This is a genomic window from Kitasatospora sp. NPDC057692 (assembly GCF_042799475.1).
GTDB lineage: Bacteria > Actinomycetota > Actinomycetes > Streptomycetales > Streptomycetaceae > Kitasatospora.
Genome location: NZ_JBHVIV010000065.1, coordinates 34529 through 51948, shown reverse-complemented (window position 1 = coordinate 51948; position 17420 = coordinate 34529). Strand labels below are relative to the sequence as shown.

Sequence of the window (17420 nt, the reverse complement as noted above, 5' to 3'; positions counted from 1 at the left end):
GGCCGGAGCCGCGGCGGGGGCGGCCGGGGCCTCGGCGACCGGGGCCGGAGCGGCGGCCGGAGCCTCCGCGACCGGGGCCGGAGCGGCCGGAGCGGCCTCGGCGACCGGGGCCGGCGCGGCGACCGGGGCGCCCGAGCCGTCGTCGATGATCGCCAGCTCGGCGCCGACCTCGACGGTCTCGTCCTCGCCGACCTTGATCGAGGCCAGAATGCCGGAGGCCGGGGCCGGGATCTCGGTGTCGACCTTGTCGGTGGAGACCTCGAGCAGCGGCTCGTCGACCTCCACGCGCTCACCCTCGGCCTTCAGCCAACGGGTGACGGTGCCCTCGGAAACGCTCTCGCCCAGCGCGGGCAGTGTTACTGAGACCGCCATGGTTTCAGCGACTCCTATCAAGTCTTGCGAACTGGAATGGGGGGTGTGGGGGCGCGATCAGTCGTGCGCGTGCAGCGGCTTGCCGGCCAGCGCCAGGTGCGCCTCGCCGAGGGCCTCGGACTGGGTCGGGTGCGCGTGGATGAGCTGCGCGACCTCGGCCGGCAGGGCCTCCCAGTTGTAGATCAGCTGAGCCTCGCCGACCTGCTCGCCCATGCGGGCGCCGACCATGTGGACGCCGACCACGGCGCCGTCCTTGACCTGGACGAGCTTGATCTCGCCGGCGGTCTTCAGGATCTTGCTCTTGCCGTTGCCGGCCAGGTTGTACTTGAGGGTGACGACCTTCTCCTTGCCGTACAGCTCGACGGCCTTGGCCTCGGAGATGCCGACGGAGGCCACCTCGGGGTTGGAGTAGGTCACGCGCGGGACGCCGTCGTAGTCGATCGGCACCGGCTTGAGGCCGGCCAGGCGCTCGGCGACCAGGATGCCCTCGGCGAAGCCGACGTGCGCCAGCTGCAGGGTCGGGGCGAGGTCGCCGACGGCCGAGATGGTCGGCACGTTGGTGCGCATGTACTCGTCGACGAGGACGTAGCCGCGGTCCATCGCGACACCGTTCTCCTCGTAGCCGAGGCCGGCCGAGACCGGGCCGCGGCCGATGGCGACGAGCAGCAGGTCGGCGTCGATCTGCTTGCCGTTCTCGGTGGAGACGCGCACACCGGTCTCGGTGTACTCGACGCCCGAGAAGCGGGCCTTCAGCTCGAACTTGATGCCGCGCTTGCGGAAGGCGCGCTCCAGCAGCTTGGAGGAGTTCTCGTCCTCCAGCGGGACCAGGTGCGGCAGGGCCTCGACGATCGTGACCTCGACGCCGAACGACTTCCAGACCGAGGCGAACTCGACACCGATCACGCCGCCGCCGAGGATGACGGCCGACTTCGGGATGCGGTCGAGCTTGAGGGCGTGGTCCGAGGAGATGACGCGGTTGCCGTCGATCTCCAGGCCCGGGATCGAGCGCGGCACGGAGCCGGTCGCGAGGACGATGTGGCGGCCCTCGATGCGCTGGCCGTTGACGTCCACCGAGGTCTGCGAGGAGAGCTTGCCCTCGCCCTGGATGAAGGTGACCTTGCGGGACGCCACCAGGCCCTGCAGGCCCTTGTACAGGCCGGCGATGACGTCGTCCTTGTACTTGTGGACGCCGTTGATGTCGATGCCCTGGAAGGTGGCCAGCACGCCGAACTCGGCGGCCTCCTTCGTCTCGTCGGCGATCTCGGCCGCGTGCAGCAGGGCCTTGGTCGGGATGCAGCCGCGGTGCAGGCAGGTACCGCCCAGCTCACCCTTCTCGACCAGGGCGACGCTCAGGCCCAGCTGGGCGCCGCGGAGCGCCGCGGCGTAACCGCCGCTTCCGCCTCCGAGAATGACTACGTCGAAAACGGTGCTGGCGTCGTTCGCCACGTCACGTCCTCCAAGCAAGGGGTGTGGATCGCCGGGCCGGTCGCGGTCCGGTGGGTCGGAAGCCTTCGTGAGGCGCCCAGTCGTGCCGGAAATACATCTTCGCACTTGTTCGCGGCGGCTGATGTCCGGGTCCACCCCAGGGGTGTCCCGGAGGGCGGTCGCAGGGGTGGGAACACCCCGAACGGAAGGGCATCGTCGCAGCTCACAGCGGGGTTGACGGGAGGCGGGGCGGGGATGGGCGGCGCTCGCGGCGCCCCCGGTTCCGCACTGCGGAACAAAGTTTCGCCCGCAGCGAACAGGGGTGCGACGGTGCCGTGCGTCCCCTACCCGCAGGTAACCCGCCCCGGGGGAGCCGCCCCGGGAAGCCGGACGGGGTCCGGCGCGTGCGCACCGGACCCCGTCCTTCGGTCGTACCGGCCGTCAGGCCTTGCCGCCCGCCGCCTTCTGCTCGGCGAAGCGGACCAGGGTGCGCACCGCGGAGGCGGTGCCGCCCTTGGGGGTGTAGCCGAACGGCGCGCCCTCGTGGAACGCCGGGCCGGCGATGTCCAGGTGCGCCCAGTCGATGCCCTCGGCCACGAACTCCTTGAGGAACAGGCCGGCCACCAGACCGCCGCCCATCCGCTCGCCCATGTTGGCCAGGTCGGCGACGGTCGACTCGGTCATGCCCTTGCGCAGCTCGGCCGGCAGCGGCATCGGCCAGGACTGCTCGCCCACCTCGCCGGCGGCCGCGTGCAGGGTGTCGCGCAGCTCGTCGGCGTTGGCCATCACGCCGAAGGTGCGGCTGCCCAGCGCCATCATCATCGCGCCGGTCAGGGTGGCGACGTCGACGATCACGTCCGGCTTCTCCTCGCCGGCCCGCACGATGGCGTCGGCCAGCACCAGGCGGCCCTCGGCGTCGGTGTTCAGCACCTCGACGGTCTTGCCGCCGTACATCCGCAGCACGTCGCCCGGGCGGGTGGCCGAGCCGGACGGCATGTTCTCCGCCAGCGCCAGCCAGGCGGTGACGTTGACCTGCAGGCCGAGGCGCTTGGCGGAGACCACGGCGGCGAACACCGCGGCGGCGCCGGCCATGTCGCACTTCATGGTCTCGTTGTGGCCGGCCGGCTTCAGGGAGATGCCGCCCGAGTCGTAGGTGATGCCCTTGCCGACGAACGCCAGGCTGGCCTTGGCCTTCGGGTGGGTGTAGGCCACCTTCACCAGGCGCGGCGGGTTGACCGAGCCGTTGCCGACGCCGAGCAGGCCGCCGAAGCCGCCCTTGAGCAGCGCCTTCTCGTCCAGCACCTCGATCTTGAGGCCGTGCTCCTTGGCGGCGGCCTGGGCGATCGCGGCGAAGGACTTCGGGTTCAGGTCGTTCGGGGCGGTGTTGACCAGGTCGCGGGCGCGGTTCATCTCCTCGCCGACGACCAGGGCGCGCTCGACGGCGGCCTTGGCGTCCTTGCTGCCCTTGCGGGTCGACAGCAGCACCAGCTCGCCGACCGGCTCCTTGCCGCCGTTGCCGTTGCTCTTGTAGGTGCCGAACGCGTAGGTGCCGAGCAGGGCGCCCAGCGCGACCGCCTCGATCTCGTCGGCCGACTCGGCCGGCAGGGCCAGCGCGACCTTCTTGGCGCCGGCCAGGGTGCGGGCGGCGACGCCGGCGGCGCGGCGCAGGGCCTCCAGCTCGTACCCGCCCTCGGCGGCGTCGCCGAGACCGACCGCGAGCACGAGCGCGGCCTTCAGGCCGGCCGGGGCGGGGACCTTGACGGTCTCGCCCTCGGCGCCGGCGGCGCCCAGCGTGCCGAGAACCTCGGCCAGCTTGCCCTCGAACGCCTCGGCCACGGCCTCGGCACCGGGGGCCAGCACGATGCCCTTGGGGCCCTTCGCCACGCCGATCACCAGGGCGTCCGCGCGCAGCGAGGCGGCGGCGGAGGTGCTCACAGACAATGCAGTCACGTAAAACGTCCTGTTCTTTCGCGGTCCACGACCGGTCGCGGCGCGTGTGCCGCACCGGCGCAGCCCGGATCGCCGGCCAGGCCGACCGGCCGGTGTCCGCCGGACCCGGGGCCCCTGGCTGCGCGCGCCCACCGCCGCGGCGGTCGCGCACACCAGAGGCCCCGGCGCCTCAACGTGCGCCGGACGGGCAGGACCTGCGGCGGTGCAGGGCTGCGGTGCTCCCCGCATGGTAGTCCGCATGGTGGGATCACGCGCCGCCCGGTGTACCGCCTTTCGGTGCAGGGGCTTTGGCGTCCTCCTCAGCGCAGCAGCGCGAGTGCCAGCAGCGTCCCGGTCGCGGCGGTCTCCGCCATCGCGCCGAGCACGTCCCCGGTGACCCCGCCGAACCGCCGTACACAGCGCCGCAGCAGCAGCCAGGATCCGCCCGCCCCCAGCACAACGGCCGCGGGGAGCAGCAGGGCTGAGGAGCCGTCAGCGAGTCCGGCGAGGGCGAGCAGGGCCGCGGCGGCACCCGTCGAGGCGACGGCCGCGCCCGGCGCCACCGTGCTCGCCACCATCGCGCCCAGCCCGCCCGGCCGGGCCGCCGGCACCGATCGCAGGCACCCCCAGGCGAGCGCGCACCGCGCGGCCACCGCCGCCGCGAGCACCGCCAGCGCACCGCGCAGCGGGGAGGCGGCGAACTGTCCGGCCAGCGCGGCGACCTGGGCCAGCAGCACGAGGACGAGGGTGAGCACCCCGAACGGGCCGATGTCCGACTGCTTCATGATCCGCAGCGCGTCCTCGGCGGGCTTCCCGCTGCCCAGGCCGTCCGCGACGTCCGCGAGCCCGTCCAGGTGCAGCCCCCGGGTGAGCACCGCGAGCACCCCGACCGCCGCCACCGCCCCGAGCAGTCCGCCCGCGCGCCAGGCGGCCAGCGCCCCGGCACCCGCCGCGACCGCCCCCAGCACGACCCCGACCACCGGCGCGAGCACCATCGCCCGCCCGCCGGCCTCCCGGTCCCACCGCCGCACCCGCACCGGCACCACCGACAGGGTCCCGAACGCGAACCGCGCCCCGTCCCGCACACCGACCACCCACAGCCCACTCAGCGCGCGGGGAGCCCGCGCACAGCCGAAGGGCCCGGACCCGTCGTCACCGACGGGTCCGGGCCCCATTCCTCCTCCTACAGCTTCCCCAGCAGCTCCGCCGCGGTCGGCAGCCGCGCCGGCTGCCGGGGCGCCGCCGGGGCGAGGGGCTCCGGCACCTCCTCGGCCAGCGTGTCCGCCGCGGCCTGGAGCAGCGGCAGCGCCATCAGCGCGCCGACCCCCTCGCCCATGGTGATCCCCTGCTCCTGCAGCGGCGTCAGGGTCAGCCGGTCGTACGCCTTCGCCTGCGCCGGCTCACCGCTGGTCTGCCCGGCGCGCCACCACTCCGGCGCCCGGAACGCGATCCGCTGCGCGACCAGCGCGCAGGCCGCCGAGACCACGCCGTCCAGCACCACCGGCAGCTTGCGGACCGCGGCCTGCAGCAGGAAGCCGGTGATCGCCGCGAAGTCCGCCCCGCCGGTGGCCCCGAGCAGCGCCAGCTGGTCGCCCAGCACCGGCCGGGCCCGCCGCAGCGAGTCCCGCACCGTCGCGCACTTGACCATCCACACCCGGTCGTCGATGCCCGAGCCGCGTCCGGTGACCGCCGCCGCGTCCGTGCCGCAGAGCGCGCCGACCAGCACCGCGGCCACGGTGGTGGAGCCGACCCCGAGGTCGCCCAGCACCACCAGGTCGGTCCCGGCGTCGGCCTCCTCGTCGGCCACCGCCATGCCGGCCCGGAAGGCCTTGGCGGTCTCCTCGGGGCTCAGCGCGTCCTCGACGTCGATCCGTCCGGAGCCGCGCCGCACCCGGTGCTCGGTCACCTCGCCGGGGAACCCGTCGGCGTCGGCGTCGACCCCCACGTCCACCACCCGCACCCCGGCGCCGAAGCGCCGGGCCAGCAGCGCGACCGGAGCGGTGCCGTCGAGCACCGCCCGCACCCGTGCCGCCGTGCCGTCCTGCGCGGGCAGCCGGGACACCCCGAGGCGGGCCACCCCGTGGTCGGCGGCGAACAGCACCACCTTGGGCGCCGACAGCGGCCGCACCGGCGAACGCCCCTGCACGGACGACAGCCAGGCGCCCAGCTCCTCCAGCCTGCCGAGGCCGTTGCGAGGCCGGTCCAGCTCCTGCCACCGCTCCTCGGCGGCGCGCCGGGCGCTCTCGTCGGGGCGCTCGACGAGCGAGGAGAACGTATCGAGATCCACGGTCGTGTCCATCGTCCGGAAGGCTACACGCCGCGGGTGTTCAACCGGAGGGGTGCGCCGGTGCCGAAAGGGAGAAGGGCCGATCGGGCTGTTCAGCCGACGGCGGGCTTGACCGTGAGAACCTGCCCGGCCACCACCAGCAGCACCCGCTCGGAGGCGTCGGCGACCGCCATGTTGAGCCGGCCGAGGGTGTCGCGGAACCGGCGGCCGGCCGCGGTGGCCGGGACGACGCCCATGCCGACCTCGTTGCTGACCGCCACCGCCTGCCGCCGGGTGTCGGCCCAGGCCGCCGCCAGCGCCGCGCAGCGCCGCTGCACCGCGGCCTCGCCGCCGTCCGCCCAGACCGCGTCGTCCCAGGCGCCGCACTCGTCCATCACCGCGGTGAGCCACAGCGCCAGGCAGTCGACCAGCACCGGCGCCGGGTCGGCGGGGTCGCCGAGGACGGTCTCCAGGTCGCAGGTCTCGGCGGTGCGCCAGCTCGCCGGGCGCCGCTCCCGGTGCAGCGCGACCCGCTGCGCCCACTCGGCGTCGCCGTCCCGGGTGCCGCCGGTGGCGACGTACAGCACGTCCTCGTGGCGGGCGAGCAGCTGCTCGGCCCTGGTGGACTTGCCGGACCGGGCGCCGCCGAGGAGGAGGGTGCGGGGGAGCGGGGCGTCAGCTGTCATGCCCCCCATCCTCGCGCACCGCGCATACCGAAGATCGGGCCGGGCAACCTGAGGGCTTAGGGTGCGCACACAGCGCATCGCTGTTCGTCGGCGGGAGGAGCCGGGCATGGTCTGGACGTGGCGGTACGAGAAGGCGGACGGCACCGTGGTGGCCCCGGACAACGGCCAGGTGGAGGAGTTCGCCGGCCAGGGGGACGCGGAGACCTGGGTCGGGGAGAACTGGAAGCAGCTCGTCGAGGACGGCGTGGACCGCGCCGTGCTGCTGGACGACGGCCGCGAGGTCTACACGATGAGCCTGCACGAGGACTGAGCCGCCGGGCGGTGGCCCCGGGGCCGGGCCGGCTCCGGGGCTACTTCATCCCGACGACGTGCAGCAGCGCGGCGACCTGCCGGTACGGGTCGGTGCGCCCGGCCCGCTCCTCGGCCTCCAGCAGCTGGGCGAGCTGCCGGCCGTCGACCGGGGGCGCGTCGTCGGGGGCGTGGTCGGTGAAGACCCGCACGCCGTACCAGTGCCGCAGCGGCACGGACACCTCGGAGAGAGTGACGGCGAGGTCGGCGATCCGGTCGGCGCGGGCCGCCAGCCCGAGCCGGTTGTAGTACCGGTCGCTCTCGAAGGCCTCCAGGGCGGCCCGCCAGTCGCCGGCGGCGGCGGGCCGCAGGGCGAGCGCGTCGCGGTTGCGCACCACCAGTGAGAGCAGCCCGGCGGGGGCGAGCAGCCGGGCCAGCGAGGCGATCATCGGATCGGGGTCCGGCAGGTACATCAGCACGCCGTGGCAGAGCACGACGTCGAAGCTGCGCGCCCCGAACCAGCGCCCGCACTGGTGCCCGTCGCCGATCAGCAGCTGGACCCGCTCCCGCACCGCCCCGGGCTCCTCGGCGAGGGCCTCCTGGGCGGCGCCGAGCGCGGCCGGGTCGGAGTCGATGCCGGTGACGTAGTGGCCGGCCCGGGCCAGCCGCAGCGCCTGGGTGCCCTGGCCGCAGCCGATGTCCAGGACGCGCTGCGCGTCGCGGCCGGCGAGCTGCTCGGCGAGCTGCCGGGCGACCATCTCCTGCCGGACCAGGTTGCGCAGCGAGCCGGCCCGCCCGGGGGACGCGCCGGCGCCGGCGAAGGAGCCGCTGCGCGAGGGCAGCCGCCGCTCGTACCCGGTCAGCCCGTACCCGCCGCGCTCCTGGGCGGCCCGGTCGTGGCCGCCGCCGCCCTGGCCGGGGAGCGCGTACAGGCCGGGCCCGTCCCAGACGGGAGGGGCCCAGCCGGAGTCCACCGGTTCGGCGGTCAGGGCTTCTCCCCGCGCCGCACCTGCGGCTTGGGCAGTCGCAGCCGGCGCATCTGCAGGATGCGCATCAGGCCGTAGGCGACCGCGCCGCGGGTGTTCTCCCCGGCGAAGCGCTCGGTGAGCTGCTTGCGCAGGCCGAAGCCGAGCCGGACGAAGTCCAGGACCACCAGGACGAAGAAGAGCAGGAACAGCAGCGTGGAGAGCAGCTGGAGGGCCGGCACCTTGACGATGCTGAGCACCAGGATGAGCACCGCGGCCGGCAGGAAGAACTCGGCCAGCGACCAGCGGGCGTCGACGTAGTCGCGGGTGAACTTGCGCACGGGGCCCTTGTCGCGGGCCGGAAGGTGGCGCTCGTCGCCCTCCAGCAGCGCGGTGCGCTGCTTCTCGCGCTCGGCCCGCATCCGCTCGCGGGCCTGGCGGGAGGCCTCCTTGCGGTCCTTGGGCACGCTCACCCGGGTCCGCCGGTGGGCCTCGGACTCACTGCGCTTGGGCGTGGGCCGGCCCTTCTTCGCCTGCGGGTCGCGGGGCTGGGTCGTCTCGTCCTGCTTCTCCAGCACGGCGGCGGAGGCAGCGGCATCATCTGAACGGCGTCGGAACACACCACCAGCGTACGGGGTGCGGGGCGGCTTCCTCCGGTCGCCCGGGAACCAAACGCATATCGATCGCGTCCCGGGACCACGCTCCCGGGTTTCCCAGGGGTTCCCCGTAGGGGATCACTCCGCTGAGCGGCGGGTGGAACGAGGGCGGGATCCACCCCGCGGAGGAGGCTTTGCGGGACCGACCTGTAGCAGGCTTGTTGCAGGCAGGTGCACTGCGGCGACGGGCTCGCTGCACATACACTCGTCGTGTCTGGTAACGAGATAGAGACCGCAGGCCGGAGAAGGGGGCACCCAGGCCCATGAGCGACGGAATCATGAAGCGTATGGGGCTGATCTTCCGCTCCAAGGCGAACAAGGCCCTGGACCGGGCGGAAGACCCGCGCGAGACGCTGGATTATTCGTACCAGAAGCAGTTGGAGCTGCTGCAGAAGGTGCGTCGCGGCGTCGCGGACGTGGCCACCTCGCGCAAGCGCCTGGAGCTCCAGCTGACCCAGCTGCAGCAGCAGTCGTCGAAGTACGAGGACCAGGGCCGCAAGGCGCTCTCGCTCGGCCGGGAGGACCTCGCCCGCGAGGCCCTGACCCGCAAGGCGAACATGCAGTCCCAGATCAACGACCTGCAGGTGCAGTACCAGCAGCTCCAGGCCGAGGAGGAGAAGCTCACGCTCGCCTCCCAGCGCCTTCAGGCCAAGGTCGACGCCTTCCGCACCAAGAAGGAGACCATCAAGGCCACCTACACCGCGGCCCAGGCGCAGACCCGGATCGCCGAGTCCTTCTCCGGCATCTCGGAGGAGATGGGCGACGTCGGCCTCGCGATCCAGCGGGCCGAGGACAAGACCGCGCAGATGCAGGCCAGGGCCGGTGCGATCGACGAGCTGCTGGCCTCCGGCGCGCTCGACGACGCCAGCGGTCTCGGCCGCAAGGACGACATCGAGGCCGAGCTGGAGCGGGTGGCCGGCGGCTCCGACGTCGAGCTGGAGCTGGCCCGGATGAAGGCCGAGCTGACCGGCGGCTCCCCGGCCTCCGGTCCGCAGGCGATCGAGCAGGGCCGTCCGCAGGACACCGCGCCCCAGCAGCAGCAGGACACCCCGCGGATCAACTACAACAAGTGATCTGAGCTCCGCCCCGGAGTACGTCCGGGACATCCCGAGGAACAGGGAGACGCACGGCATGATCATGAGGGTCATGGGTGAGGGGCAGTTCGAGGTGGGGGAGTCCCACCTCAACCGGCTCAACGAGCTCGACGAGGAGCTCCTCACCGCACTGGATTCGGGGGACGAGGAACACTTCCGCCGCGCGCTCGGCGAGCTGTTGGGGGCCGTGAAGTCCTTCGGCACCCCGCTGCCGGTCGACTCCCTGGAGCCGTCCGACCTGATCCTGCCCGACGCCGAGGCCACCATCGACCAGGTCCGCGAACTGCTGCGGGCCGAGGGCGACGGCCTCATCCCGGGCGTTCCCGAGTAGCCGCCGTCTCGGCCAGACACAGGGCGGGCCCCCTCCCACCGGGAGGGGGCCCGCCCTTCGTCCGTGCCGCGGCGGCCCGCGCGGCGGGGACCGCTACGGCAGGGCCAGCATCCGGTCCAGCGCCGCCTTGGCGTACTTCTCGGTCTCCGGGTCGACGGTGATCACGTTCGGCACCCGGCCCTCGACCAGCGACTCCAGCGCCCAGACCAGGTGCGGCAGGTCGATCCGGTTCATGGTGGAGCAGAAGCAGACCGCCCGGTCCAGGAAGACGATCTCCTTGTCCGGGTGCGCCTTGGCGAGCCGGCGGACCAGGTTCAGCTCGGTGCCGATGGCCCACGTGGAGCCGGGCTCGGCGGCGTCCAGCGCCTTGATGATGTACTCGGTCGAGCCCACCATGTCGGCGGCCGCGACGACCTCGTGCCGGCACTCCGGGTGCACCAGGACGGTCACGCCGGGGATCCGCTCGCGCACGTCGTTCACCGAGTCCAGGGTGAACCGGCCGTGCACCGAGCAGTGGCCGCGCCAGAGGATCATCTTCGCGTCCCGCAGCTGCTCGGCGGTCAGGCCGCCGTTGGGCTTGTGCGGGTTGTAGACGACGCAGTCGTCCAGCGAGAGGCCCATGTCCCGCACCGCGGTGTTGCGGCCCAGGTGCTGGTCGGGCAGGAAGAGGACCTTCTCGCCCTGCTCGAAGGCCCACTCCAGCGCCCGCCGGGCGTTGGAGGAGGTGCAGATGGTGCCGCCGTGCCGGCCGGTGAAGGCCTTGATGTCGGCGGAGGAGTTCATGTACGACACCGGGACGGTGACGTCGGCTATGCCGGCGTCGGTCAGCACGTCCCAGCACTCGGCGACCTGCTCGGCGGTGGCCATGTCGGCCATCGAACAGCCGGCCGCGAGGTCCGGCAGCACGACCCGCTGGGCGTCGCCGGTGAGGATGTCGGCGGACTCGGCCATGAAGTGCACACCGCAGAAGACGATGTACTCGGCCTCCGGGCGGGCCGCCGCGTCGCGGGCGAGCTTGAAGGAGTCGCCGGTGACGTCGGCGAACTCGATCACCTCGTCGCGCTGGTAGTGGTGGCCCAGGATGAAGACGCGGTCGCCGAGCGCGGCCTTGGCCGCCCGGGCGCGCTCGACGAGGTCCGGGTCGGAGGCCGGGGGGAGGTCACCGGGGCACTCGACGCCGCGCTCGCTGTTCGGGTCGGCCTCGCGGCCGAGCAGCAGCAGAGCGAGCGGCGTCGGGGTGGGGTCGACGCCGTAGGTCTCGGTGATGGTGGTGGTCACGGGCGGGTGCCCTTCTGTGCGGCCGATCAAGCGGTGCAGCCTTTTCGTCTATCTGACGCAATCTATGATAACCGGTTAGCGTCAGAGTGACGATGGCCATCCTGTCGATGTGACGAGAACCGCTCGCCGGTTCGGAGCCTTCCCGGGCGCCTGCGGCGTGGCCGAATCGAGATCCCGGCCCGTCCGGGTTTCGCTGGTGGCATGAAGGCAATCGCGATCCACCGCTACGGCGGCCCCGACGTGGTCGAGTACACCGACCTGCCCGATCCGAAGGTCGGCCCGGACTCGGTCCTGGTGCAGGTCAGGGCGGCCGGGGTGAACCCGGTCGACTGGAAGGTGCGGGAGGGGCGGCTGGACGGCCTGCTCGACGCGCACTTCCCGCTGGTGATGGGCTGGGACGCGGCGGGGGTGGTCCGCGCGGTGGGCGGCGGGGTCACCGAGTTCGCCCCGGGCGACGAGGTCTACGGCTACGTCCGCAAGGACGCCGTCGAGCACGGCACCTACGCCGAGCTGGTCGCCGCGCCGGTGCGCACCCTGGCCCGCAAGCCGGCCGCGCTGGACTGGGCGCAGGCCGGCGGGCTGCCGCTGGCCGGGCTCACCGCCCTCCAGGCGCTGCGCGCGGTGGGCGCGGGCCCGGGGGACACCGTCCTGGTGCACGCCGCCGCCGGCGGGGTCGGCCACCTGGCCGTCCAGCTCGCCAGGGCCTTCGGCGCCCGGGTGATCGGCACCGCCGGCGAGCGCAACCACGACTACCTGCGCTCGCTGGGCGCCGAGCCGGTCCGGCACGGTGAGGGCCTGGCCGACCGGGTCCGGGCGCTCGCCCCGCGGGGCGTGGACGCCGCGGTGGACCTGGTCGGCGGCGAGGCCGTCGAGGTCTCGGCCGGGCTGGTCGCGGATCCGGCGCGGATCGCCTCGGTCGCCGACTTCGGGGTCCGGGCGCGCGGCGGCCGCTACGTCTGGGTCCGTCCGGACGCCGCCGGCCTGGCCGAACTGGCCGCGCTCGCCGACGACGGGCGGCTGACGGTCACCGTCGCCTCCACCTTCCCGCTCGCCCAGGCCGCCTCGGCGCAGGCGCTCAGCGCGGAGGGCCGGACCCGGGGCAAGATCGTCCTGCTCGTGGACTGACCCCGCACCGGCTGCGGACCGACCCGGGCCGGCCGCGGGCCGGCCGCGGACCGACCGCCCGCCGACGGCCGGCGGAGGCGCGGACATCCCGCCTCCGTCATCCGTCAGCGGTGGACTCACTCCTGACATCCGCCAGAATGGGTGCCGAACCGTTTCGGCGGGCCGCCGCCGTTCCCGACGCCGCACGACCCGTGGAGCCCCGCACCGATGAGCAGCAGCCGAGCGCACGAGACGGTCGGGGCCTCCCTGGACGAGACCGACCGCCTCCTCCTCGCCCGGCTGGCCGGGGACGGCCGCGCCTCCTACGCGGAGATCGGCCTCCAGGTGAACCTCTCCGCGACCGCCGTCCGCCGCCGGATCGACCGGCTGCGGGCCCGCGGGGTGGTCCGCGGCTTCACCGTGGTGCTGGACCCCTCGGTGCTCGGCTGGCAGACCGAGGCCTTCGTCGAGGTCTACTGCCGCGAGCGGACCGCCCCCGAGGAGATCCTCGCCAGCCTGCGCCAGTTCCCCGAGGTGGTCGCCGCCTGGACGGTCACCGGCGACCCGGACGCGCTGGTCCACCTGCGGGCCGCCGACATGCGGCACCTGGAGGCGGTCATCGAGCGGATCCGCCGCGAGCCCGGCGTCCAGCGCAGCCGCTCCTCCGTGGTCCTCTCCCAGCTCATCGGCTGACCTCCTCAGGGGCCCGCGCAGGATTCCTGCGCGCGGCCCGCCGAAGACGCCCGAATCCTGCCTGACCAGCCGCGTTCCGACGCGCGGAGCGGGCCGCTCGCTGCCTACGCTGATCACGTCCGGCCGTGCGGTGGCGACCCCCGCACCCCGGACCCTCCCCGACACCCCACAGCCGAGAGGGACCCCCGTGTCCGCAGCCCCCGACCGCATGCACCGGCCCGACAGCGACCTGGTCGACCTGGTTTTCGACTACATGCGCGAGCGGCTGCAGTACGACCCCGTCCCGCTGGACCACCCCGGCGACGGCGAGCACCTGCGCGCCCAGCTGTCCGGCCTGCTCAACCAGGACGGCAACAACCCGGCCGACGTGCTCAAGCTCTACGACCACGAGCTCTCCCGCGCGGTGATCTCCGCCGACAGCCCGCGCTACCTGTCCTTCATCCCGTGCGCCCCGACCAAGGCCGCGCTGCTCTTCGACATGGTCGTCTCCTGCGCCTCCCTCCAGGGCATCTCCTGGCTGGAGGCGGCCGGCGCGATCGCCGCCGAGAACCAGGTGCTGCGCCTGATAGCGGACCGCGCGGGCATGCCCGACTCGGCCGGCGGCACCTTCGTCTCCGGCGGCTCGGCCGGCAACCTCTCCGCGCTGGTGGTCGCCCGCGACACCGCCCGCCGCCGCATGGGCGTCGGCCCGGAGGGCCGGCTGCGGATCGCCGTCGCCGACCAGGTGCACTCCTCGGTCAAGAACACCTTCAACATCATCGGCGTCGAGGCATTCAAGGTGCCGACCGTCGACCGCCGCTTCACCGGTGAGGCACTGCGCGCCGCGCTGGCCGCCGACCCGAACCCGGAGACGGTGATCGCCGTCGTCGGCACCGCCGGCACCACCAACGAGGGCATCGTCGACGACCTCCAGGGCCTGGCCGAGGTCGCCCGCGAGCGCGGGCTCTGGTTCCACGTGGACGGCGCCTACGGCGGCGCGGGCCTCTTCGCCCCCTCCGTCCGGGAGCGCTACAACGGCATCGAGCACGCCGACTCCTTCGTCGTCGACCCGCACAAGTGGCTCTTCGCGCCGTTCGACTGCGCCGCGCTGATCTACCGCAACCCCCAGCTCGCCCGCGCCGTGCACACCCAGGACGCCTCCTACCTGGACGTCCTGCACACCGAGGGCGACGAGTGGAACCCCACCGACTACGCCTACCACCTGACCCGGCGCGCCCGCGGCCTGCCGCTCTGGTTCTCGCTCGCCGTGCACGGCGTCCAGGCGTACACCGACGCCATCGAGGCCGGCCTCACGCTCGCCCGGGAGACCGCGCGGCTGATCCGCGACACCGACCACCTGGAGCTGCTGTTCGACCCGCAGCTCTCCGCGGTCTGCTTCAAGCGCAAGGGCTGGACCAACGACGACTACTACCGCTGGTCGCAGCAGCTGCTCGCGGACCAGATCGGCTTCGTCACCCCCACCGGCTGGGACGGCGAGACGGTCGCCCGCTTCGCCTTCCTGCACCCGGGCACCACCATGGAGATGGTCCGGGAGATCCTCGACACCATGGCGTGACCGCGGCGCGACGCCCGCACCGACGGACCCCCGCCCGGCCCCGGCCCGGCGGGGGTCCGCCGTTCCTCACAGCAGCGCCGGATCCGGCACGTACGGCGCCGGCGGGCGCATCCCGCGCAGGCCCACGAAGCCCCCGCTCCGCGCGGTCAGCCCCACTTCGAGGCCGACGTCCAGCGCCCACTCCTGCTCCGCGGTCAGGTACTCCACCCGGGCCTCGACGCCCTCCGGCACCCGGGCCAGCGCCTCGCGCAGCAGCCGGGTGGCGATCCGCTTCGAGGTGGCCGCCAGCAGCCGCACCTCACCGCCGTCCCGGTAGCAGTAGCCGGTGCCGGCCAGCGCGTCCGCGATCAGCAACTCCTCGCAGTGCGCCAGCAGCAGCCCGTGGTCCGGCCCGTGCGCCGAGCCGCGCAGCCGCCGGTCCACCGAGTCCAGCAGATGGAGCTGGGCGGCGTTGCCCGGGTGCACCGGGATGTCCCCGGGATCGACCAGTCCGGCCCGGTCCACCCGCCCGGTCAGCCGCATCGCCGGGTGCAGCGTGAACCCGGCGAGCCGGAAGCGGCGCACGGCCGCCGGGGAGGACGGCGCGCGCAGCATCCCGCGCAGGCAGCCGCGCCCGTAGGCGGCGGCCCGCTCCAGCAGCAGCCGGCCCAGGCCCTTGCCCTGCGCCTGCGGGGCCACCGCCAACAGCGCCAGCACCCAGAGGCCCTCGCGGCGCAGCGAGAGCACCGCGCCGACCGGCTCGCCGTCCTGTTCGGCCAGCCAGCAGCCCTGCGGATCGGTGCGCGCCAGGTGTCTCGTCCGGGCCCGCTGGTGGACCGGCGGCCGGTCCGCGGCGGCCGGGGGGCCGGAGGCGGCGCGGGCGAGGTGCTGGACGGCCTCCGCGTCGGCGGCGGTGTCCTGGACCGGGCGCAGGATCATGCCCACCATCCTGGCCGCCGGGGCGCCGCCGCGTGGCCGGTTCACTCCGATCGGTGCGCTCGGGCGGTGACCGGGGTGCGCCGGTGTGCGAGCATGGGGAGCGTAGAGGGAGCGGGTGCACGCCCGGCCCACGGAAACGCTCCGCCGCGAGGCCTCCGAGAACAACACGCCGTCCGGGAAATGAAACCGGGCGGTCGTCGGTTGGCACTGGCGGTAGACCGTCGTCAAGACCGGGAGAAAGCAGATGACCGTCCAGGACGAGACCACTGTCGAGAGTGGCATCCTCCTCACCGATGCCGCCGCGGGCAAGGTCAAGGCCCTGCTGGAGCAGGAAGGCCGGGACGACCTCGCGCTGCGGGTCGCCGTCCAGCCCGGCGGCTGCTCCGGCCTGCGTTACCAGCTGTTCTTCGACGAGCGCTCGCTCGACGGCGATGTGGTCAAGGACTTCGGTGGCGTCAAGGTCGTCACCGACCGGATGAGCGCCCCGTACCTGGGCGGCGCGACCGTCGACTTCGTCGACACCATCGAGAAGCAGGGCTTCACGATCGACAACCCGAACGCCACCGGCTCCTGCGCCTGCGGCGACTCGTTCAGCTAATGGCCTGACGCGAAGGCGGCCCCGGATCCCCGGGGCCGCCTTCGTCGTGTCCGGGCGCCGGTCAGGGCGTCACGGGGCGCCCGGGATGTCCGGGGCCGCCGGGTCCGGGCCGACCTTCGGGTCCGCCTCCAGCGGCACCTCCTGCCCGGTCGCCAGGTCGGTCACCGCCCGGCCCTGCAACGGCTGCTTCAGGTCGGCCGCCACCGTCTGCCGCTTGGCCACCGCGACGCAGTCCTGTCCGGCCGGCACCGGCGACGTCGTCACCCGGACGTCCACCCGGCCCGGCTTGGACTCGTCCGCCTTGAGCGCGTACCGATCGCAGACCCCGCCGTAGAACCAGACCGTCAGCCGGTTGCCGTCCACCCGGTAGGTCATCGCCGGGTGCACCTGCGAGCCGTTTCCGGCCCCGTTCGGCGGCGGCTCGCCCACCGCGATGCCGTTGCCGCCGGCGCCCGGGGGCGTGGGCGCCGGGGTCGGGGTCAGGGCCGGGTGCGGGGTGCTGGTGGTCGCGTCGGGGTTCGCCGGCCGCGGGTCCGGCGCGGTGGCCGAGGGGTCGGACGGCGGCGGGGTCACCGGAACCGGGGCGGACGGGACGGACGAGCCGGCCGGGTCGGCCGTAGCGGACGCCGGGGCCGGCTCGGGCGTGGCCGCCGCGCCGGCCTTCGCCGCGTCCGACCCCGCCGCCGTCCCGCTGCCGCACCCGGCCAGGACGGCCACCGCCGCCAGCGCCAGGCCCGCCAGGGCCGTCGCGCGCGCCCGGCCGGAACGCCGGGGCATGGTCTCCAGATCCATCTGCACATCCTCCCGAGGGCTCAGCGGCGCGCCGTGCCGGCCGCACCGCGCGGATGTGACGTGCGCCGGACGATTCCGGTTCCCGTCCACCCGCCGCACCCCCGGGCCCGGCGCCGGGGGCCCCGGCTCAGGGGCCGTACTCGGGCATCGCCGCGACCAGCCGCTGCGCCCCGGAGGGGACGCGGAACCCGGTCCTCACCGGAGCGCTGTCCGGCTGGCCGGTCGCCAGCAGCGGCCAGAACCGCCGCAGCCGGCGCGAGGAGTCCACCAGCGAGTCCAGGGACTCGCCGTCCGCGTCGCCGAGCAGGGCGGGCGGAACCCGCAGAGGGTGGTGACTGGGCATCATCGGCCATCAACTCCGATCCACCGGTGCCGTGGCAGCGGCGCCACGGGCCTGGGCGGGCCCGGAAGGGCCCTCCCTGCGACCCTAGGCCGGGCGCCCCGGAGCCCACCAGGGCTACCCCTTGGTA

At 74.1% G+C, this 17420-nt stretch carries 18 protein-coding genes and 1 pseudogene; 7 read left to right on the top strand and 12 right to left on the bottom strand.

Features of this window, described 5'->3' with window-relative positions; translation table 11 throughout:
• The 6 genes and pseudogenes from ACFVFS_RS29695 to cobU all read right to left on the bottom strand — a co-directional run.
• A partial coding sequence (locus ACFVFS_RS29695) for a biotin/lipoyl-containing protein (RefSeq protein ID WP_380627879.1) occupies window positions 1–372 on the bottom strand: 372 nt, incomplete at its 3' end.
• Window positions 373–429: 57 nt separating this feature from the next.
• Entirely contained in the window at window positions 430–1836 is a 1407-nt protein-coding gene (gene lpdA, locus ACFVFS_RS29690) for a dihydrolipoyl dehydrogenase (RefSeq protein WP_376084191.1), read from the bottom strand.
• Window positions 1837–2238: 402 nt separating this feature from the next.
• Window positions 2239–3747 carry a leucyl aminopeptidase gene (locus tag ACFVFS_RS29685; RefSeq protein ID WP_380627877.1) on the bottom strand — a complete coding sequence of 503 codons (1509 nt, stop codon included), beginning with the start codon at window positions 3745–3747 and terminating at the stop codon, window positions 2239–2241.
• A gap of 299 nt (window positions 3748–4046) precedes the next feature.
• Entirely contained in the window at window positions 4047–4901 is an 855-nt protein-coding gene (locus tag ACFVFS_RS29680; RefSeq protein ID WP_380627876.1) for an adenosylcobinamide-GDP ribazoletransferase, read from the bottom strand.
• Between the two features lie 8 nt (window positions 4902–4909).
• Complete coding sequence (locus tag ACFVFS_RS29675; RefSeq protein WP_380627874.1) at window positions 4910–6025, bottom strand: nicotinate-nucleotide--dimethylbenzimidazole phosphoribosyltransferase; 1116 nt, start codon at window positions 6023–6025, stop codon at window positions 4910–4912.
• An 80-nt stretch (window positions 6026–6105) separates the two neighbouring features.
• A pseudogene (gene cobU / locus ACFVFS_RS29670) lies at window positions 6106–6654 on the bottom strand (bifunctional adenosylcobinamide kinase/adenosylcobinamide-phosphate guanylyltransferase); the annotation flags it as partial.
• A gap of 130 nt (window positions 6655–6784) precedes the next feature.
• Here cobU and ACFVFS_RS29665 point away from each other — a divergent pair.
• Window positions 6785–6988, top strand: coding sequence for a hypothetical protein (locus ACFVFS_RS29665; protein WP_380627873.1), 204 nt, complete (start codon window positions 6785–6787; stop codon window positions 6986–6988).
• Window positions 6989–7028: 40 nt separating this feature from the next.
• Here ACFVFS_RS29665 and ACFVFS_RS29660 read toward each other — a convergent pair whose 3' ends face one another.
• Together ACFVFS_RS29660 and ACFVFS_RS29655 are read right to left on the bottom strand one after the other, a co-directional pair.
• Window positions 7029–7724, bottom strand: coding sequence for a class I SAM-dependent methyltransferase (locus tag ACFVFS_RS29660; protein ID WP_380627884.1), 696 nt, complete (start codon window positions 7722–7724; stop codon window positions 7029–7031).
• Between the two features lie 227 nt (window positions 7725–7951).
• A complete protein-coding gene (locus ACFVFS_RS29655; RefSeq protein ID WP_380627871.1) occupies window positions 7952–8551 on the bottom strand; it encodes a DUF3043 domain-containing protein in 600 nt (199 codons plus the stop codon).
• A 299-nt stretch (window positions 8552–8850) separates the two neighbouring features.
• On the opposite strand from ACFVFS_RS29655, the gene ACFVFS_RS29650 reads away from it, so the two are divergent.
• Both ACFVFS_RS29650 and ACFVFS_RS29645 read left to right on the top strand, forming a co-directional pair.
• The gene (locus ACFVFS_RS29650; protein WP_380627870.1) at window positions 8851–9660 is read left to right on the top strand and encodes a PspA/IM30 family protein; all 810 of its coding nucleotides are present in this window, start codon (window positions 8851–8853) and stop codon (window positions 9658–9660) included.
• A gap of 58 nt (window positions 9661–9718) precedes the next feature.
• A complete protein-coding gene (locus tag ACFVFS_RS29645; protein ID WP_380627869.1) occupies window positions 9719–10012 on the top strand; it encodes a hypothetical protein in 294 nt (97 codons plus the stop codon).
• Between the two features lie 93 nt (window positions 10013–10105).
• Here the strand turns inward: ACFVFS_RS29645 and nadA are convergent, their stop codons facing one another.
• Window positions 10106–11290, bottom strand: coding sequence for a quinolinate synthase NadA (gene nadA, locus ACFVFS_RS29640; protein WP_380627867.1), 1185 nt, complete (start codon window positions 11288–11290; stop codon window positions 10106–10108).
• Window positions 11291–11491: 201 nt separating this feature from the next.
• Here nadA and ACFVFS_RS29635 point away from each other — a divergent pair, with 201 nt between their 5' ends.
• From ACFVFS_RS29635 to ACFVFS_RS29625, 3 genes are all read left to right on the top strand, one after another.
• Window positions 11492–12415 carry an NADP-dependent oxidoreductase gene (locus ACFVFS_RS29635; protein ID WP_380627866.1) on the top strand — a complete coding sequence of 308 codons (924 nt, stop codon included), beginning with the start codon at window positions 11492–11494 and terminating at the stop codon, window positions 12413–12415.
• Window positions 12416–12622: 207 nt separating this feature from the next.
• The gene (locus tag ACFVFS_RS29630) at window positions 12623–13087 is read left to right on the top strand and encodes an Lrp/AsnC family transcriptional regulator (protein ID WP_344345500.1); all 465 of its coding nucleotides are present in this window, start codon (window positions 12623–12625) and stop codon (window positions 13085–13087) included.
• A gap of 187 nt (window positions 13088–13274) precedes the next feature.
• Window positions 13275–14642 carry a pyridoxal phosphate-dependent decarboxylase family protein gene (locus tag ACFVFS_RS29625; protein ID WP_380627865.1) on the top strand — a complete coding sequence of 456 codons (1368 nt, stop codon included), beginning with the start codon at window positions 13275–13277 and terminating at the stop codon, window positions 14640–14642.
• Window positions 14643–14708: 66 nt separating this feature from the next.
• Here ACFVFS_RS29625 and ACFVFS_RS29620 read toward each other — a convergent pair whose 3' ends face one another.
• The gene (locus ACFVFS_RS29620; protein WP_380627863.1) at window positions 14709–15560 is read right to left on the bottom strand and encodes a GNAT family N-acetyltransferase; all 852 of its coding nucleotides are present in this window, start codon (window positions 15558–15560) and stop codon (window positions 14709–14711) included.
• Between the two features lie 244 nt (window positions 15561–15804).
• Here ACFVFS_RS29620 and ACFVFS_RS29615 point away from each other — a divergent pair, with 244 nt between their 5' ends.
• Window positions 15805–16158 carry a HesB/IscA family protein gene (locus ACFVFS_RS29615; RefSeq protein WP_380437663.1) on the top strand — a complete coding sequence of 118 codons (354 nt, stop codon included), beginning with the start codon at window positions 15805–15807 and terminating at the stop codon, window positions 16156–16158.
• Between the two features lie 69 nt (window positions 16159–16227).
• Here ACFVFS_RS29615 and ACFVFS_RS29610 read toward each other — a convergent pair whose 3' ends face one another.
• Entirely contained in the window at window positions 16228–16950 is a 723-nt protein-coding gene (locus ACFVFS_RS29610; protein ID WP_380627862.1) for a hypothetical protein, read from the bottom strand.
• A 127-nt stretch (window positions 16951–17077) separates the two neighbouring features.
• Window positions 17078–17296: a hypothetical protein gene (locus tag ACFVFS_RS29605; protein ID WP_380627861.1), complete on the bottom strand. Its 219-nt coding sequence runs from the start codon at window positions 17294–17296 to the stop codon at window positions 17078–17080.
• Between the last annotated feature and the right edge of the window lie 124 nt (window positions 17297–17420).

Coding starts and splice junctions, on each gene's coding strand:
- ACFVFS_RS29680 (WP_380627876.1), bottom strand. CDS start 4,901: ATGGGGCCCGGACCCGTCGGTGACGACGGGTCCGGGCCCTTCGGCTGT.
- ACFVFS_RS29675 (WP_380627874.1), bottom strand. CDS start 6,025: ATGGACACGACCGTGGATCTCGATACGTTCTCCTCGCTCGTCGAGCGC.
- ACFVFS_RS29665 (WP_380627873.1), top strand. CDS start 6,785: ATGGTCTGGACGTGGCGGTACGAGAAGGCGGACGGCACCGTGGTGGCC.
- ACFVFS_RS29660 (WP_380627884.1), bottom strand. CDS start 7,724: ATGGTCGCCCGGCAGCTCGCCGAGCAGCTCGCCGGCCGCGACGCGCAG.
- ACFVFS_RS29650 (WP_380627870.1), top strand. CDS start 8,851: ATGAGCGACGGAATCATGAAGCGTATGGGGCTGATCTTCCGCTCCAAG.
- ACFVFS_RS29645 (WP_380627869.1), top strand. CDS start 9,719: ATGATCATGAGGGTCATGGGTGAGGGGCAGTTCGAGGTGGGGGAGTCC.
- ACFVFS_RS29635 (WP_380627866.1), top strand. CDS start 11,492: ATGAAGGCAATCGCGATCCACCGCTACGGCGGCCCCGACGTGGTCGAG.
- ACFVFS_RS29630 (WP_344345500.1), top strand. CDS start 12,623: ATGAGCAGCAGCCGAGCGCACGAGACGGTCGGGGCCTCCCTGGACGAG.
- ACFVFS_RS29620 (WP_380627863.1), bottom strand. CDS start 15,560: ATGATCCTGCGCCCGGTCCAGGACACCGCCGCCGACGCGGAGGCCGTC.
- ACFVFS_RS29615 (WP_380437663.1), top strand. CDS start 15,805: ATGACCGTCCAGGACGAGACCACTGTCGAGAGTGGCATCCTCCTCACC.
- ACFVFS_RS29610 (WP_380627862.1), bottom strand. CDS start 16,950: ATGGATCTGGAGACCATGCCCCGGCGTTCCGGCCGGGCGCGCGCGACG.
- ACFVFS_RS29605 (WP_380627861.1), bottom strand. CDS start 17,296: ATGATGCCCAGTCACCACCCTCTGCGGGTTCCGCCCGCCCTGCTCGGC.